The organism is Desulfoluna sp. CYM3A (assembly GCF_056829965.1).
Map to the genome: position 1 here is coordinate 4,275,259 of NZ_CP186556.1, position 16,438 is coordinate 4,291,696.

Consider the following 16,438-nt stretch of genomic DNA (forward strand, 5'->3'; position numbering starts at 1 on the left):
GGATGCCTACCGACCGGGGCCACAAGGCGCGTACGGGCTTTATTCGGTGTAACCCGTCAGCCACCAATCGTCCCAGGCCCTGGACATGATGGCATCGGCCAGCTTCCGCCCGGCGTCCGTCTTCAGGCGATCCAGAACCACGGCCAGCCACTTGTCCGCACCGGTATGCCCGGTGTCCATGAGTTGCCGCAGATCCAGGACAAAGGCAAGCTGATCCGCATCCTTGGCCAGCTTGGCCTCACGGGTCTCAGCGGCATTGAACTCGGCCACCAGCTCTGCGTACTCACCGCCAAAGGGAAGGCCCCTGGCCTGATCGGCCACGGCACGGGCCTCATCGGCCGAGCAGTATTTCTTCTGGACATAGTTCAGGTCCCCGGTGCGGGCTTCGGGAAGGTCATGGAGCAGACACATGGCCAGCAGCTTTCCGGCATCCACGGCCTCATCCATGCGGGACAGGGCAAAGGCGATGGTGGTGATCATAAAGGAGTGCTCGGCAATGCTCTCCTTGCCCCCCCCGAGAAAGTGGTAACCGGAGCGCGGGATCCGCTTCAACATCCCCGCTTCAAACAAAAAATCGGCAATCCGTTCCATATAACGATCCTCTCCCTGTACGGCCCGTTCCCCGGCAACCTGTCGGCATTTACTCCCACCGTCGGAGGACCATTTTTGAATACATTGACAAATCAGGATAATACAGGATATATCAGCAGTATGTACCCCCTGCGGCCCCGCACAAGACAATCCGGGCGGCAGCCGTTGCCACCCTATACAGGGGTTGTTCCGCCATCTCAACCCCCCATGAAAAAAAGAGGCATCAGATGGCGCCCATCCCTTGGGTTCACCTTATATTTCAGGCTCCGCCAGGGCCAAAAATACGTGAGCACTTTCCACTATTTTGTGTTGACACAAGGATGAAAAAACCGGACAGTAAAGAGTGACGCAGGGGCCTTATTTCAGACCGGATACGGTCTATACCAACTTACCTCAATCATCATACCGGAGCGATTATGGATATCAAGGCAAAACTCCGATACGCCGCCCTACTCTCACTGATTTTCATTCTCTCCTCCAGGGTATCGGGCCTGGCCGACACCACCACGCAGGTTTCCTCGGAAACAGGGGTGTATTACACGGTCAAAAAAGGGGACACCCTCTGGGGACTCTCTCAAAAATTCAGCGACAACCCGTACACCTGGCCCGACCTCTGGAGCAAAAACGGCCAGCTGTCCAATCCCCACCTGATCTACCCCGGCCAGAAAATCAAACTCGTCCATCGCAGCGACCTGGACAAACTGGGCACCGCCGATGAGGCCATGGACGCAGCCATTGAGGATGCAGGGGCCGTGGAATCCGGAGAAACCGCAAAAAAAGCGGAGCCCCGCACATATTACTACTCAAAAATCGAGCGGGTCGGCTTCATGCGACGGGAGCCTATCACCCCCCACGGGTCTGTCTTTAAGCTCAAGGGCACCGACCAGCTTATGCTGGGGGAGGGCGACACCATCTACATCAAGGCCAGCGAGGAAACGCCCCTGGTCATCGGCGCACGCTACGTCACCTACCGTACCATCACCCCCAGGCAGATCACGGCTCGGCTCATGGACGTGGACCGGAAAAAGCTCAACCGTGTCCGCAAGGAGATCGGCACCCAGCATTACCTGAGCGGGGTTGTGGAGATCACGGGCGAACGCGGCGGTTTTTTCATCGGCCGCATCACCGACTCCTACCGATCCATCAAGCTCAACGACATGATCATGCCCTACAAAAAGCGCTCCCGGAACATTCCCATCCTGGACGGCCTTGAATCCATGGAAGGGGAGATCATCACCGCCGAAGAGGGAGAAACCACCTTTGGCGAGGACATGGTCGGCTTTATCAACCGGGGCACCGCCGACGGCATCGTCAAGGGCCAAGTCTACACGGTGTTCTACTACGAGACCAAAAAGCCCACCGACGCCCTGAGCGACAAGGGGCTGCGTGTTCCCGTCAATATCGGCAACTTTATTGTTCTGGACGCCCAGGAGGAGACCTCCACCATCCTGGTCACCTACTCCACCAGATCAGCCCCGGAGACCATTTCGCCTTCTTGAAATAACCCCACCCGCAAGAAAATGAAAAGGCGCCCCGACCATGGTCAGGGCGCCTTTTTTTATGGAGAAGAACGCGTAACAAACCAGCTCGCCTTCGGCGGAGTCTGGAAAGAATTGTTTAAGACCTGTTTGTCATACTTTTTTAAACGTTTGCCCCCCGGCAGGGCCGCCGGAGACCTTTTTATCGGTAACGGGATCGGTTCTCCCAGGTCACCCGCAGCAGCTCTTCCCAGGTGGTGTTCCCCGCCAGGAGTTGCCGGATCCCGCTCTCCCTTAGGCTCACCATCCCCTCTTTGGTTGCCTGCCTGCGAATGGCAGCCACATCCGCGTCCTGGGTGGTAAGACGACGGATCGTATCGGAGTAGGTAAGGATCTCAAAGATGGCCAGCCGCCCCAGATACCCCGTCCCCCGGCACTTGAGGCACCCCGTGCCCCGGGAGAGGGTGAGCATCCCCTCACGCCCCGAGTCCAGCCCAAGCCCTTTTAATTTTTCGCTGTCCATGTCGTAGGTCTCCACGCAATGGGGACAGACCCGCCTCACCAGGCGCTGGGACACCACCCCGGAGAGGGTGGCCTGGATGATGTAAGACGGAATGCCGATATCCAGAAGACGGGTAATGGCCGATGGGGCGTCGTTGGTGTGCAGGGTGGAGAGGACCAGGTGACCGGTCATGGATGCCTGGGCGGCGTTTTCCGCGGTTTCCAGGTCCCTCATCTCCCCGAGCATGATGATGTCCGGGTCCTGACGCAAAATATTCCTCAGGATGGTCCCGAACTTGATCCCCACCTGGGGCTGTACCGCGATCTGGTTAAACTCCTCGTGGACCATCTCAATGGGGTCCTCCACGGTGGTGATGTTAAGCTCCGGGCTCGCCCTTCGCCTTAAGGTGGAGTAGAGGGTGGTGGACTTTCCGCTGCCCGTGGGCCCGCACACCAGCACAATGCCGTGGGGCCGGTTCACGAGGGCCTCGTACCGCCCCAGGTCTTCCCCGGTGAATCCGAGCTTTTCCAGATCCTGGAACATGATGTCCGGGTGCAGGACTCGCATCACCACCTTCTCGCCAAAGGCCACGGGCACGGTGGAGACACGGATCTCCACCTCGGTGCCGTCCTGGTCGGTCTTGATACGGCCGTCCTGGGGACGCCGTTTCTCCGCCATATCAAGGCGACTCATGGCCTTGATGCGCGTCACCAGGGCGCTGTGAATGGTCTTGGGCAGCTCGTAAACAGAGTGCAGCGCCCCGTCGATGCGCATGCGGATGACGGTCACGTCCCGCTTGGGCTCAATGTGGATATCGCTGGCCCGCTGATCAAAGGCGTAGCTGAACAGGTGGTTCACCGCGTTGATGATGTGATGGTCCGAGGACTGAAGCTCTCCGTAAGAGCCCAGCTTGACGAACTGCTCCAGGTTCCCCAGGTCGATGCCGGTACCGGCGTACTGGGACTTGGCCGCGGCAATGGAAGAACGGAACCCGAAAAACTCGTTGATGTAACGCTCGATGTCGGAGCGGCAGGCCATCACCGGGCGGATGCGCATCTGGCTCACCCGCTTGAGGTCATCCAGCACCTCGGTGTCAAAGGGATTGGACATGGCCACGGTGAGTTCCCCGTCCTTGATGGCCACGGGCAGCACCAGATGCTTCATGGCAAAATTCTTGGGGATGGTTTTGGTCACCGTCTCCATGTTGAGCTTCAAGGGGTTGATCTTCATGTAGTCCATGGCCCAGGCCTCGGCCAGGGCCTGGTAGATGGCGTCCTCGTCCAGGGGCTCTCCGGGCCTGTCCGCCCGGTCCATGGACAGATGCCGCAAGACCTCGATGATACCGGCCTTGACGTCTCCCTTCCTCCGGGAGAGCTTTCTCTCCACACTCTCCCGCATGGAAACCACATGCCTGGCCTGATCCTGGGAGAGGTAGCCCCCCTGGACAAGATGGGTCAACACGGACTTCGGAGAAAATTTTTCTCGGGATATGGCATTCATGGCAGCGGGTTCTCCTTCGGTATCGGACAGGAAAAAAAAGAGGGGCGGACACACCGTGCGTCTATTCATCTCATCTATTCTATTCTTTTATCTTTTATGCGCACGGAAAGGCGAGACAGATACGGTATCTTGCTCTGTTTTTACCACATGGGCGGCCCAAGGACAACAAGGCGCAGTCCGGGGCAGGGCCAACGCATGTAACCATTCAGTTGCCTTATAGGGTTGCCCTGACCCCGTTTTTGAATCGCGCCGACAAATATGATAGGTTACCGAGCGGGCCTGCCGAGGCCCACAACCAACCACCCCGAATCCTACTGACGAGGCGACACCATGACGACCACCCACATCATGATCAACGGCGTTCCGGGCAAGGTGGCCACCACCATCCTGGCCCATGCGATAGATGACGAGCGATTTACTGTCCTGCCCTACTCCTTCACCGGACCGGACACGGACAAAAGCATCCGGGTCAAGGAGACGGAGATCACCCTGGTTTCCCCGAACGAGCGCCAAGAAGCCCTTGCGGAGATCCGCAAACGCTGCGACTCCTTTATCACCGTGGACTACACCCACCCCAGCGCCGTGGACGCCAACGTCGCCTTCTACTGCGCCGAAGGCCTCCCCTTTGTCATGGGCACCACCGGCGGCAACCGGGAGCAGATCCGCGAGGATGTGAATCACTCGACCATCCCGGCGGTCATCGCCCCCAACATGGCCAAGCAGATCGTGGGTCTCCAGGCCATGATCGAGTACGGGGCCAAGAACTTTCCCGGCCTCTTCAAGGGTTTTCAGATGACCGTCAAGGAGAGCCACCAGAGCTGGAAGGCAGACACCAGCGGCACGGCCAAGGCCATCATTCGCCAGTTCAACCTTCTGGGGGTGGACTTCACCGAGGCAGACATCGACATGGTCCGCGAGCCCGAGGCCCAGAGAGCCATGGGCATCCCCGAAGAGCATATCGACGGCCACGGCTGGCACACCTACACCCTCTGTGCCCCGGACGGCAGCTCCGAATTCGGCATCACCCACAACATCAACGGCCGGGACATCTACGCCGAAGGCACCCTGGATGCCGTGGCCTTTCTGGAGAAAAAACGCCTTTCCGGCACCACGGGCTGCTTTTCCATGATCGACGCTCTGGAGCAGCCATCCATGAACGCCCCATTTTGGACATGGATGATGTCATCGCCGAGACCACGCGTACCTACCCGGGCCTGGTAAGACGGGAATTCGGCATTGAAGCCAGCTACGAGGAGATCGCCGATTTCGATCTCTCCAACTCCTTCGGTCTCACCCGTACTCAGCTGGCGCACCTCTTCAAGGTGGTTCACACCCGAGAGGTGCTCATGGGATTTTCCCCGGTCCCCGGGGCAAAAGAGACCCTGGCGGCCTGGCAGGCTCAAGGGTACCCCATCGCCGTGGTCACGGGGCGTCCCCCTGAAACCCGGGAGATCTCCATTGCCTGGCTGGAGAGGGAAAAGGTGCCCTTTGACAGCTTTGACATCTGCGACAAATACGGCCGCCACCACCGGCGCCAGGGTCCCTTCATCACCCTGGACGAGGTCAAACAAAGGGCCTACACCCTTGCCGTGGAGGACTCCCTGTCCATGGCCGCCTTTCTCAGCGGCCCCATGGAGGTCCCCACCTTTCTTTTTGATCGCCCCTGGAATCGGCATGGCAGGGTGCACCCCGCCTGCACCCGCTGCACCTCCTGGGCGGAGATCGCAGCCGAAGCCGCCCTGGTTTTTGCTCCCTGACGGCAGCCGGACAGCCCCAATAAAAAAACCCCGTTTTGCATCCAAGGAGGTCCCTTTGCAAAAACGGGGTTTTTGTGTTTTACGGCCGGCCCTCTTCTTCGAGTGGACGGACAGGTGAATCAGACCCGCCGTAAAACGCATTCGGTGCGGCAAGGGGTCTCCCCCCGCCGCCCCAAGGCGCATCAGTCTATCTGTGCATCAGTGGTCGCAGATATGATTTTCATCATGGCCGCAGGCGTTCTCGCCGGTCTCCAGGGTCTTGGCGAGCCAGGCTTTGACGAGCACTTCGGGGTCTTCCACGGGGGCACCGGTGACCACTTCGATGTTGCTGGCGTTGAGGAGCTGCTGGGCCCTGCCGCCCATGCCACCGGCGATGACGTGGGTCACGCCGTGATCCGCCAGCCACTTGGGAAGCACACCGGGCTCGTGGGGCGGGGGAACAAGCTTTTCAGTTTCCTTGATCTCCCCGTCGGCTACGTTGACGAAGGCAAATTCCTGGCAATGTCCGAAATGTGCTGTAAGCTGGCCCATGGCCAGTGGAATGGCGATTTTCATTTTTTTCTCCTTCATGGGTATACAAAAGCGGCGGCAGGCAAAGCCACCTTGAATGCAAAGTTGTCAAAGGGACTAAATCCAGTGTCCTTCCACGTTGGCTTCGGCGGAGGCCTGAAGCTCTCCGGCCTTGAGCTGCTCAACGGCCTGGCGGGCGGAGCCCTTGGCTCCGGTGTAGATGTTGATGCCCGCGCCCGTAAGCACGCGGAAGGCCTTGGGGCCGCAATTGCCCGTGATAATGGCCGTGCAGCCCGTCTCAACGATGGTCTTTCCGGCCTGGATGCCGGCACCCTGGGCTGCGTTCAGGTTCTGGGTATTTTCCACCACGCTCCAGGCCATGGTCTCGGTGTCCACCACGAGAAAACAGGCGGCGCGGCCGAACCGGGGGTCCATGGGGGCGTCGAAATCCGGCGCTGTAGCTGTCACTGCGATCTTCATTGGGGTTCTCCTTGGGTTACAGAGCCATCTTCAGTGGCCCGCGTTTGTCATCCAGAAAATTAACGACCTGCTGCCACACACCGCGAATCGCCGTGGCCGCAGGACCGTCGGAACAGGTCACCAGGGGCTTGCCCTGCACCATGGACGCCGTTACCGCCTCGTCCACGGGAATGTCGCCTAAATGATGCATGCCCTTTTCCTTTGCCACCTCCCGGATCCGCTCCGCCATCATGGGGTGGAGGTCCCACCGGTTGATGGTGATCATGGCCGGGACCTTGAGAAAGGCGGTGAGCTCGGCCACGCGCTCCAGGTCGTGGAGACCCGAGACCGTGGGTTCGGTGACCACCACCACGGCATCGCATCCGGTGGTGGCGGCAATCACCGGGCAGCCGATGCCCGGAGGGCCGTCCACCAGGATCAGGTTGGCCGAGGTCTCCTCCACCTTTTTACGAGCCTCGCGGCGCAGCAGGGAGACAAGGAGACCGGAGTTCTCTTCGGCAATGCCCAGGCGGGCGTGTACCAGGGGACCGTTCTCCGTGCTGGAGTTGAACCAGGTGCCGCACACCCGGGGCTCCATGGTGATGGCCCCTTCCGGGCAGAAGTGGGCACACACCCCGCAGCCTTCACAGGCGATGCGGTTGAGGCGGGGCCCCTTTTCAATGGCCCCGTATCGGCACCGGGCTTCGCACTCACCGCAGTGGGTGCAGGCCTGGATATCGATCTTCGGCAGGTTGCCCCCTTGAAAGGGGTGCTCTTCCTCCACGGTGTGGGGGGTGATCATGTACAGGTTGGCGGCGTCCACGTCTGCGTCCACCAGCACCCTGTTGGTGGCAAGGGCCGCAAAGGACGCGGTGACCGTTGTTTTTCCGGTGCCGCCTTTGCCGCTTAAGATGGTGATCTCTTTCATCGTGTCCCCCCTTCCGTGGCTTTGCGGATCTTGTTCACCATACCTTCAAAGGCCTCGGCCATCTCCGGCATCGCCTCCACCAGGAGGCGTCCCCTGGCGTAGTACTCCGCGACCTTCCGGCTGTAGGGGATGGACATCAGGATCTCAATACCCTCCTCCTTCGCGTACCGGACCACCCGGTCGTCCCCGGCGTCGGCACGGTTAATGACGATGCCGAAGGGAATACCCAGGACCCGAACCGCCTCCACGGCGAGTTTCAGGTCGTTGAGCCCGAAGGGCGTGGGCTCGGTGACCAGCACCACGTAATGGGTCCCGCCCATGGCGGCGATCACCGGGCAGGAGGTCCCCGGAGGGGCATCCACGATGACCAGCTCCTTGCCCTCGGCGGCCTCCTTCACCCTGTCGATGAGGGGGGGGCTCATGGCTTCGCCGACCTTCAGGCGCCCTGTAATCAGTTCAATGCCCTTGTATCGGCCCCGCTCCAGCTCACCGAGCTCGCGGGTGCCTTCGGAAAGGGCCCCGGAGGGGCACACCATCACGCACCCGCCACAGCTGTGGCACATGCGGGGAAAGGTATAGAGTTCGCCTGCCACCAGGGTGATGGCAGAGAACTGGCACAACTCACTGCACGCGCCACACTGGACGCACACATCCTCGTCCACCACCGGGACCATGGTGGTGACAGGTGTCGTTATGACCGACTCGGGATTCAAAAACAGATGGACATTGGGTTCTTCCACGTCGCAGTCAAGAAGGGTGGCCCCTTCCTATCGCCCACGGCGGCAAGCCGGTGGCCACGGTGGTTTTCCCCGTGCCCCCTTTGCCGCTTGCTACCGTGATCATCATGGCGTTCACTACCCCGTGTTACGGGTTTATCTTAACCGTCGGATCCCCGAAACGGGATGTCTGTGAAATTCCTTTTGATGAGCACCGATACCGGATGTGGGGGCCGGATCGGTCGGTATCAAAAAAAGCTTGCGCACGGCATCATTCGGACTCGGGAAACCCGGCTTCTTCTTTCCAGACCCTGTGGAACTTCACGCTCTCGCACGAGGGGCACCCGTCCGGGCGCCCGGTTCCATAAGGTTCCTGCCACCTTTTGCCGCAACCGCTGCAGACAAACAGGCGCAACTCCTCTGTGATCCGATAGTTGCCGCCCTCCACGCGCAGGGCCTTGGCGTGAACCAGGGCGTCGGCCACCTTGCGCCGTGCTTCTCGCGGGTGGCCCGGGACACGTTCATGCGACGTCCCGCTTCTTCGTGGGAGAGCTGTTCCAGATCACAGAGCCTGAGGGACTCCAGTTCGTCCACGGTGAGCAGGGTCTCCTCAAGCTGCCGAAGGGGAATGCCCCCCGGTTTAAAGTAGCTGAGGCTGGAGGGAACTCCCACCACCCGTTCTTTTTTTGGACGTACCATGACTCCTCCTTGGTTATGAGCATATGCTCATAAGTTGTTATTTAGACCAGGCCGCAGGACCTGTCAATGTTTTTTTCACCCCATGAAAATAAGGCCGCCACAGGTCGGAACATCGCGTAAACAAGAGACAAAAAGGGGAAGCCTCCACACGCGCCTTTCCTTTCCCCATGCCACAGAAAGCCCTTCTTGAGAAGCGTCCGGTACCCCTTGCCTGTTTTCAAGAAGACGGGGTGTGTGCTACACTTTGAGGTATGGATGAGACATACAGACAAATTCGACAACGGGCGCGGGAGCTGGTCAAGGACCTCCCGGAACCCGCCTTTTATAAAGAGGAAGCCGATGCCCTTGAAAGGTCGCACCGGCTTTTTGATCGAAACGAAACGCTCAAGGGGCTCATCTCCCACCTGGAAGCCGAACTGGATGAGGACTTTGGCCACGGGCTCTTCCACGCCCAAAAGGTGGCCATTGAAGCTGGCGCCATCGTGCTGGTGGAGCGCTGCTCCCGGGAAAAAAAGTGTGACGCAGACGCCCCTTCCCTGACGCGCCTCATGTTCAAGGCCCACTGCGCTGGCCTGCTCCACGACACCATGCGAAAACATAAGGACCACGCGGAAAAGGGCGCGGCTTACGCGGAACGCGTCTTGATCGAACTGGGATTTCCCACCCACGAAATCCACGAGATTGCCTTTGCCATCGCCTGCCACGAAGCCTTCAAAACCCATGACGGCACCTGCCCGGCAAGCCCCGATGCCCAGCTTTTGGCTGACGCCCTCTACGATGCCGACAAATTCCGCTGGGGACCCGACAACTTCGCCCACACGGTCTGGGACATGGTCTCCTACGCGCGAATCCCCCTGCCCCTCTTCATGAGCCACTACCCCAGGGCCCTGGAAGGGATCGCCCGCATCAAGAAGACCTTCCGATCCCAGACCGGAAAGCTCTACGGGCCGGGCTTCATCGACATCGGCCTGGAGGTGGGCAAAAAGCTCCACACCATCATCCAGACCGAATTCGCCCCCAACCTCAACCATTGCACCACGCCCAACCCCACATCCCCTTGACCAGCTTGTTCACTGGTCATCCAAAGAAGCCTCCGGCGGCCCTGCCGGGGGCCAAACTTTTGCCAAACTATATGATCTGGGTTTGACAAACAGGTCTTGACAGCTTCTCTATGAATTCCGGCGATTATGACGGCTCTAACCTTTCTTACCGGAAAGTTTTTTGCGGAGCTTTTTTTCAAAAAAGCGACCCGCCGGAGGCACGCTTTTTAGTATCGTTTCCATTATAAAACGGCTGTTCTTATTTAAAAATATGGATAGCTGCATATTGACAACAGCAACAGAGGAGAGGCAACGGCGGGGCATGTTTAAACACCCCTTCCCTTCTTGCCAAAGGGAAAAAAGGAAAGGGGCGTGGGAATTGCATGGGCTTTCTTTCGCGGCTTGCCCCGGCAGGGCCGAAGGCAAGGGGAAACGTTCTTACAGCTGGTCGATAATGGTATTGAACGTGGGGCTCGGCCGCATGAACTGTGCGGTCTTTGTGACGTCGGGCCGGTAGTAGCCGCCCAGGTCAACGGGGCTTCCCTGGGCGCTGATCAGCTCGTCGGTGATCACGGCTTCGGCGGCTGCCAGCTTGTCTGCCATGGCGGAAAAGCGGGTGGCAAGGTCCGCATCGGCGGTCTGCTCGGCCATGGCCTGTGCCCAGTAAAGGGCAAGGTAGAAGTGGCTTCCCCGGGTATCCATCTCGCCTACTTTGCGGGAAGGGGACTTTTCGTTTTCCAGGAAGCGGCCGATGGCCTTGTCCAGGGTCTCTGCAAAAACGGTGGCCTTTGCATCCTTGTGGGTTGCGGCGATGTGCTCGAAGGAGGGCACCAGAGCGCAGAACTCGCCCAGGGAATCCCAACGGAGGTGGCCTTCCTTCAGCACCTGCTCCACGTGCTTGGGTGCAGAGCCCCCGGCCCCTGTTTCAAACAGGCCGCCACCCTTCATCAACGGCACGATGGAGAGCATCTTGGCACTGGTGCCGAGCTCCAGGATGGGAAACAGGTCCGTGAGGTAGTCACGCAGGACGTTTCCGGTGACGGAGATGGTGTCTTCACCTTTCCTGATCCTCTCAAGGGAGTATGCCATGGCCGAAACCGGATCCATGATCCTGATATCCAGCCCGTCGGTGTCGTGATCTTTCAGGTAGGCGTTGACCTTGCCCATGAGCTGTGCGTCATGGGCCCTGTCTTCGTCAAGCCAGAACACGGCGGGAGTCTGGGTGACGCGGGCACGGGTTACGGCCAGCTTCACCCAGTCCCTGATGGGTGCATCCTTGGTCTGACACGATCGAAAGATATCCCCTTGTTCCACGGATTGCTCCATGAGGGTCTTTCCGGCGTCGTCGATGACGCGAATCACCCCGCTTCCCGGGGCCTCGAAGGTCTTGTCGTGAGAGCCGTACTCCTCGGCTTTCTGGGCCATGAGACCCACATTGGACACACTGCCCATGGTGGCGGGATCAAAGGCACCATTCTTCAGGCAATCCTCGATGACTTCCTGGTACATGGTTGCGTAGCAGCGGTCCGGCACCATGGCGAGGGTGTCGTGGAGCTTGTCGTCGGCGCCCCACATCCTGCCGCCGTCGCGGACGACCACGGGAATGGAGGCGTCCACAATGATGTTGTTGGGAACATGCAGGTTGGTGATGCCCTTGCTTGAGTCCACCATGGCAAGCTGGCAGGATGAGTCGTACACAGCCATGATATCGGCTTCGATTTCAGAGCGTTTCTCTTCGGGGAGGTCCTGGATTTTTGCGTAGAGGTCGCCCAGGCCGTTGTTGACGTTGATGCCCAGGGAAGAAAGGGTCTCACCGTGCTTGTCGAACACCTCGTTGTAAAAGACGGAGACGCAGTGGCCGAACATGACGGGGTCGGACACCTTCATCATGGTGGCCTTGAGGTGCAGGGAGAGCAGCACATCGTCCTTGGCGGCAAGGGCGATCTGCTCGGCGTAGAACTCACGCAGGGCGCGGACATTCATCACTGCGGAATCCATGACTTCACCGTCAAGAAGGGGGATCTCTCCCTTCAACACAGACACCGTGCCTTCGGGGTCCACATACTCAATGCGCACGGAACACGCCTTGTCCACCACAACGGATTTTTCGCTGGCGTAAAAATCCCCGTCTTCCATATGGGCGATGCGGGCCTTGGAGTGATCCGGCCAGGCTTTCATGAGCCTGTGGGGTTTCTTCTTCCCGAAGGCCTTCACCGAGGCTGCGGCCCTTCTGTCGGAATTTCCTTCCCGGAGCACAGGGTTCACGGCGCTGCCGAGAACCTTGGCATAACGTGCGTGAAGCTCTTTTTCCGCATCGGTCCGGGGCTCTTCCGGGTAATCCGGAACGTCAAAGCCCTTGCCCTGAAGCTCCTTGACGGCCGCTTTGAGCTGTGGGATGGAGGCGCTGATGTTGGGCAGCTTGATGATGTTGGTGGCAGGCTCCTTGACAAGGGCCCCGAGCTCTTCCAGGTGATCGGCGACCTTTTGGTCTTCGCTTAGGTTTTCCGGAAAATTCGCAAGGATTCGCCCTGCAAGGGAGATGTCCTTTTTCTCGAAGCGGATACCCGAACCTTTGGTAAAGGACTCAAGTATGGGCAACAGGGAATGGGTTGCCAGCGCGGGAGCCTCATCTATAGCGGTGTAAATGATACGTTTGTCTGTCATAGTGTCCTCATGTCAATTCAGGTAAACCACCAGCTGTGGCAGTGGACTCTCACAGGGCCCGGGCCTTTGCGCCAAACGGCTCCGACATAAAAAGAGACGATTTCCCCTTCTTCCAGGGATCGAATCGCTGCTGTCTCTCCATGAATTATCGTCGTTTTTTCTTTAGCGATGGCCGGTATGGACTCCGGGAGCCTATGGCATAAAAGCTGCCGTCACATCATGCATCAACAAAAACAGTCTTTTTCTACTACCTTAAGCGCCGCATCAAAGCAAGACCTGCCTGCCAAATCAAAACCGGGACAGGCTCTTTATGTTGGACAAACCATGCATCCTGTGTCACACTCTTTCAAACCGATATCTCATCGCAATCATGAACAATATCTGTCATACAAAGCCAATCCCACAATCAGATTCTGCAAGACCGAAAAGGAGGGTTCCATGCCGCGCGTTCCCCGTATGGTCGTTACAGATTCAGGACAAAAAGCCGCCTACCATGTAATCAGCCGGACCGCACTGGACGGACTACCGTTTGGTAAGGTTGAAAAAGACGAGCTTGTGCGAATCATTCAAAAGTATTCCACAATTTACTGTGTCGAGGTCCTGGGATTTGCCGTCATGGGAAACCATTTTCACCTGCTCATCGAGGTGCGCCCCGATGACATGGTCTCCGACGACGAGGTACGAAAACGATTCCACCTTCTTTATGGGGATAATACGGCATTCCCCGAGGCTCGCATCAAAGAGTACCGGGAGAGATTTTGCAGCCTGTCCGCCTACGTCAAGGACATCAAGCAGCGATTCTCCTGTTTTTATAACAAGCGGAAAAAACGAAAAGGCACCCTGTGGGGCGAACGATTCAAAAGCGTTATCGTCGAGCAGGGAAACACGTTGATCCATTGTCTCGCATATATTGATTTGAATGCGGTTAGGGCCGGAATCGTGAAGCGGCCGGAAGATTACCGCTGGTGCTCCATCGGGTATCATGTCCAAACTGACAACAGATACGAATTTCTCTCTCATCGGATTTTGGGATGCCTGTGTAGCGCCACTATGGAGGCTGCCGAGACGCAGCTCAAAACTTACAGGGAGTACCTGTATCATTTGGGAGCCATTGAGAAGAGAGGAAAGGCCAGCATACCCAAACCCATTCTGGATGAAGAGGCCACCCAGGGATTCGAAATCAATCGCACAAAAAGATTCCGCTACCGGACCCGCTACTTTACGGATTCCGGAATCATCGGGTCCCGAGCCTTTGTTGAAAGGTATTACGAAACATTCAGAGGCCACTTCCCGGCATCTCGGGATAAAATTCCGAAGCGTGTCCGGGATAGAAGGAATGTACTCACTGAAGCGGCTGACCGAAGCCTGACCCCGAATTCCGGTCGAATAATCGATGCCCATGGCCTTGGCAAAACCCGTTCCATAAAGGGAGCGGCCCCAAAACCCGGGGTGAAATGCGCTTTGGCTTCCCCCTTCCGCATCCTCTCGTCCCGACTCAGCACGCCCAGCTGACCATCAGATCGCTATCATCCATAAAAAAAGCATGACCCATTGCGAGTATGAATAGAAACAGGACGCCCTTCTTCGTCGGTTCCAGGCGTGCTTCAGCATTAATAACCTGTCCCCTTAAAATTACCGCATAACTCATAAAGAGCCTGTCCCTTTCTTTACGGAGATAACGAACTATCTGTTCACACATAGGCCTCAGGCCTAAAAGTCCATGGGCACGGCAAGCTCTTCCAAGGCGTCCCAGTCAGAAATGGTGATCACACCCCGGTTCAGCTGGATGATGCCCTCTTCGCGGAGCTTCTTGAGTTCCCGGTTGACGCTTTCGCGGGTGGCGCCCACCATCTCCCCCAGCTCTTTCTGGGTGAAGGTCAGATCGATCTCAACGGGCTTGTCCCGACCGTCGGAGACCTTTTCGGCAAGCTCCAGGAGGCACTTGGCCAGGCGGGTGGAGATGCTGAAGAAGCAAAGGCCTTCCAGGAGGTCGTCGGTTTTCCGGATCATGGAAGAAAGATCGCACAGGATGGTGCGCAGGGCGTGCTCGTCCTCCTGGAGGATGTGGATAAAGGCGTCGCGCTCCAGGACCAGAAGGCGACTGGCGGTCATGGCCACGGCATCGGCGCTTCGGCTCTGGCCGTCGAACATGGACATGGTCCCGAAAAAGGAGGGTTCCCTCAGCACCGTCAGGATGATCTCCTCCCCCACGCTGGAGGGCAGGACAATCTTAACGGCCCCCTCTTCGATGATGTACATCTCGTTGCCTTCGTCCCCTTTGCGGAAAAGGGCCTCGCCCTGCTTGAGGGTCACGGGTTTGACGGCCCTTGCGATGCGATCAAGGCTGGCGGTGTCCAGGGAACGAAACAGGGGAATGGTCCGCAGCAGGTCGTGTGTGAGATCCATGGCATCCTCTTGTGTCAATGGTCGTAGGTCCCCGGCGTCAGCCCGCCCTCCGGGGTCCGTGAAAAAAGCCGCCCCTATCTGCGGAGGGACGACAAAATGGGGGTGTTCATCACCAGGGCCGAATAGTCGTCGGTTTTGTCGATATCCAGGGAGAACCCTGCCTTGTCGATCTCGAAGTAACTGGAGATCACCTTGAGAAGGTCCTCGCGCAGGTTGCTCAGGACCTCGTCGGAGACCTCCAGGCTGTCGCACACCAGGGCGAGCTTCAGGCGCTTTCTGGCCACCTCGCTGCTTCGGGGCTCCTCTTTGGTGCCCATCATCTTCTGCAACAGGTTGTTCAGCATCATCTCCTCCTTACCTTGCCAGACCCATTTTCCGGCCGAGGCGTTTAAAGAATCCACTGTCGGTTCGAGGCACCTCGATGGGCAGGTCGGTCTGTCCGGCAAGGCGAGCGGCAATGCGCTCAAAGGCACGCCCGGCCTTGGAGTCCTTCTGCATCACCAGGGGTACCCCGGTGTTGGTGGAGACAATGACCTGTTCGTCCATCTCTACGAGGCCGATGAGCTCCACGGAAAGCACGTCCACCACGTCTTCGTGGCTGAGCATATCACCGCGTTCCACCATCTGGGGCACGATGCGGTTCACCACCAGCTTGGGGGCGATCTCCTTGGCCAGGAGCAAACCGATAATGCGGTCGGCGTCCCGGATGGAAGAGACCTCGGGCATGCAGACCACCACGGCGTCGTCGGCTGCGGCCACGGCGTTCTCAAAGCCCTGCTCGATGCCCGCCGGGCAATCGATGAGGATGTAGTCGTAGTCGTTTCGAATCTCCTCTGATGAAGGAGGTCACCTCATCCGGCCCCATGGTGTTTTTGTTGTCGCTCTGGGAGGCGGGGATGAGAAACAAATTGTCGATGCGCCTGTCCTTGATGGCCACCTGGGAGGGTTTGCACCGTTGTTTGACGGCATCCACGACGTTGAAGACGATACGGTTTTCAAGCCCCATCACCACGTCCAGATTCCGCAGTCCGATATCCATGTCCACCACGGCCGTCTTCTTGCCCGCAAGGGCCAGGGCCGCTCCGATGGAAGCCGTTGCCGTGGTCTTGCCCACACCGCCTTTGCCCGATGTGATGACGATTACTCTGCCTTTCACGTATCCAACTCTCCTGTGCGTGCGTTGTTGTT

Annotated in this window: 17 protein-coding genes; 5 read left to right on the forward strand and 12 right to left on the reverse strand. The window is 58.4% G+C overall.

What is annotated here, in order from left to right; all coding sequences use genetic code 11:
• Positions 1-39: 39 nt before the first annotated feature.
• On the reverse strand, positions 40-591 hold the full coding sequence (locus tag ACOYW1_RS21685; RefSeq protein WP_482419698.1) for an HD domain-containing protein: 552 nt from the start codon (positions 589-591) through the stop codon (positions 40-42).
• Between the two features lie 416 nt (positions 592-1,007).
• Between ACOYW1_RS21685 and ACOYW1_RS21690 the strand changes: the two genes are divergently transcribed.
• Entirely contained in the window at positions 1,008-2,090 is a 1,083-nt protein-coding gene (locus tag ACOYW1_RS21690) for a LysM peptidoglycan-binding domain-containing protein (RefSeq protein WP_482419699.1), read from the forward strand.
• A gap of 181 nt (positions 2,091-2,271) precedes the next feature.
• Here the strand turns inward: ACOYW1_RS21690 and ACOYW1_RS21695 are convergent, their stop codons facing one another.
• Positions 2,272-4,071 (reverse strand): GspE/PulE family protein, encoded by a 1,800-nt coding sequence (locus tag ACOYW1_RS21695; protein WP_482419700.1) that lies wholly within the window; start codon positions 4,069-4,071, stop codon positions 2,272-2,274.
• 330 nt (positions 4,072-4,401) lie between these two features.
• On the opposite strand from ACOYW1_RS21695, the gene ACOYW1_RS21700 reads away from it, so the two are divergent.
• Together ACOYW1_RS21700 and ACOYW1_RS21705 are read left to right on the forward strand one after the other, a co-directional pair.
• Entirely contained in the window at positions 4,402-5,292 is an 891-nt protein-coding gene (locus ACOYW1_RS21700) for a dihydrodipicolinate reductase C-terminal domain-containing protein (protein WP_482419701.1), read from the forward strand.
• Positions 5,244-5,828 (forward strand): 5' nucleotidase, NT5C type, encoded by a 585-nt coding sequence (locus ACOYW1_RS21705; RefSeq protein WP_482423792.1) that lies wholly within the window; start codon positions 5,244-5,246, stop codon positions 5,826-5,828. Before ACOYW1_RS21700 ends, ACOYW1_RS21705 begins: the two co-directional genes overlap by 49 nt.
• 198 nt (positions 5,829-6,026) lie before the next feature.
• Here the strand turns inward: ACOYW1_RS21705 and ACOYW1_RS21710 are convergent, their stop codons facing one another.
• The 5 genes from ACOYW1_RS21710 to ACOYW1_RS21730 all read right to left on the reverse strand — a co-directional run bounded on the left by ACOYW1_RS21710 (position 6,027) and on the right by ACOYW1_RS21730 (position 9,140).
• Entirely contained in the window at positions 6,027-6,383 is a 357-nt protein-coding gene (locus tag ACOYW1_RS21710) for a NifB/NifX family molybdenum-iron cluster-binding protein (RefSeq protein WP_482417758.1), read from the reverse strand.
• Positions 6,384-6,455: 72 nt separating this feature from the next.
• Positions 6,456-6,818 (reverse strand): NifB/NifX family molybdenum-iron cluster-binding protein, encoded by a 363-nt coding sequence (locus tag ACOYW1_RS21715; RefSeq protein WP_180139531.1) that lies wholly within the window; start codon positions 6,816-6,818, stop codon positions 6,456-6,458.
• A gap of 16 nt (positions 6,819-6,834) precedes the next feature.
• The gene (locus ACOYW1_RS21720; protein WP_482419702.1) at positions 6,835-7,725 is read right to left on the reverse strand and encodes an ATP-binding protein; all 891 of its coding nucleotides are present in this window, start codon (positions 7,723-7,725) and stop codon (positions 6,835-6,837) included.
• A complete protein-coding gene (locus ACOYW1_RS21725) occupies positions 7,722-8,465 on the reverse strand; it encodes a 4Fe-4S binding protein (protein WP_482419703.1) in 744 nt (247 codons plus the stop codon). The genes ACOYW1_RS21720 and ACOYW1_RS21725 overlap by 4 nt, the downstream gene beginning before the upstream one ends.
• 297 nt (positions 8,466-8,762) lie before the next feature.
• Positions 8,763-9,140, reverse strand: coding sequence for a DUF134 domain-containing protein (locus tag ACOYW1_RS21730; protein ID WP_482419704.1), 378 nt, complete (start codon positions 9,138-9,140; stop codon positions 8,763-8,765).
• 251 nt (positions 9,141-9,391) lie between these two features.
• On the opposite strand from ACOYW1_RS21730, the gene ACOYW1_RS21735 reads away from it, so the two are divergent.
• A complete protein-coding gene (locus tag ACOYW1_RS21735) occupies positions 9,392-10,201 on the forward strand; it encodes an HD domain-containing protein (RefSeq protein ID WP_482419705.1) in 810 nt (269 codons plus the stop codon).
• 417 nt (positions 10,202-10,618) lie between these two features.
• On the opposite strand, the gene ACOYW1_RS21740 is transcribed toward ACOYW1_RS21735, so the two are convergent.
• On the reverse strand, positions 10,619-12,844 hold the full coding sequence (locus tag ACOYW1_RS21740) for an NADP-dependent isocitrate dehydrogenase (RefSeq protein WP_482419706.1): 2,226 nt from the start codon (positions 12,842-12,844) through the stop codon (positions 10,619-10,621).
• Between the two features lie 219 nt (positions 12,845-13,063).
• Here ACOYW1_RS21740 and ACOYW1_RS21745 point away from each other — a divergent pair, with 219 nt between their 5' ends.
• Positions 13,064-14,356, forward strand: a complete 1,293-nt coding sequence (locus ACOYW1_RS21745) for a transposase (protein ID WP_482419707.1) — start codon at positions 13,064-13,066, stop codon at positions 14,354-14,356.
• Between the two features lie 198 nt (positions 14,357-14,554).
• Here ACOYW1_RS21745 and ACOYW1_RS21750 read toward each other — a convergent pair whose 3' ends face one another.
• The 4 genes from ACOYW1_RS21750 to ACOYW1_RS21765 form a co-directional block, all read right to left on the reverse strand.
• Complete coding sequence (locus ACOYW1_RS21750) at positions 14,555-15,250, reverse strand: Crp/Fnr family transcriptional regulator (protein WP_180139509.1); 696 nt, start codon at positions 15,248-15,250, stop codon at positions 14,555-14,557.
• Positions 15,251-15,324: 74 nt separating this feature from the next.
• The gene (gene minE, locus ACOYW1_RS21755; protein ID WP_482419708.1) at positions 15,325-15,597 is read right to left on the reverse strand and encodes a cell division topological specificity factor MinE; all 273 of its coding nucleotides are present in this window, start codon (positions 15,595-15,597) and stop codon (positions 15,325-15,327) included.
• A 7-nt stretch (positions 15,598-15,604) separates the two neighbouring features.
• Positions 15,605-16,009, reverse strand: coding sequence for a hypothetical protein (locus ACOYW1_RS21760; RefSeq protein WP_482419709.1), 405 nt, complete (start codon positions 16,007-16,009; stop codon positions 15,605-15,607).
• 7 nt (positions 16,010-16,016) lie between these two features.
• On the reverse strand, positions 16,017-16,406 hold the full coding sequence (locus ACOYW1_RS21765; RefSeq protein WP_482419710.1) for a nucleotide-binding protein: 390 nt from the start codon (positions 16,404-16,406) through the stop codon (positions 16,017-16,019).
• Between the last annotated feature and the right edge of the window lie 32 nt (positions 16,407-16,438).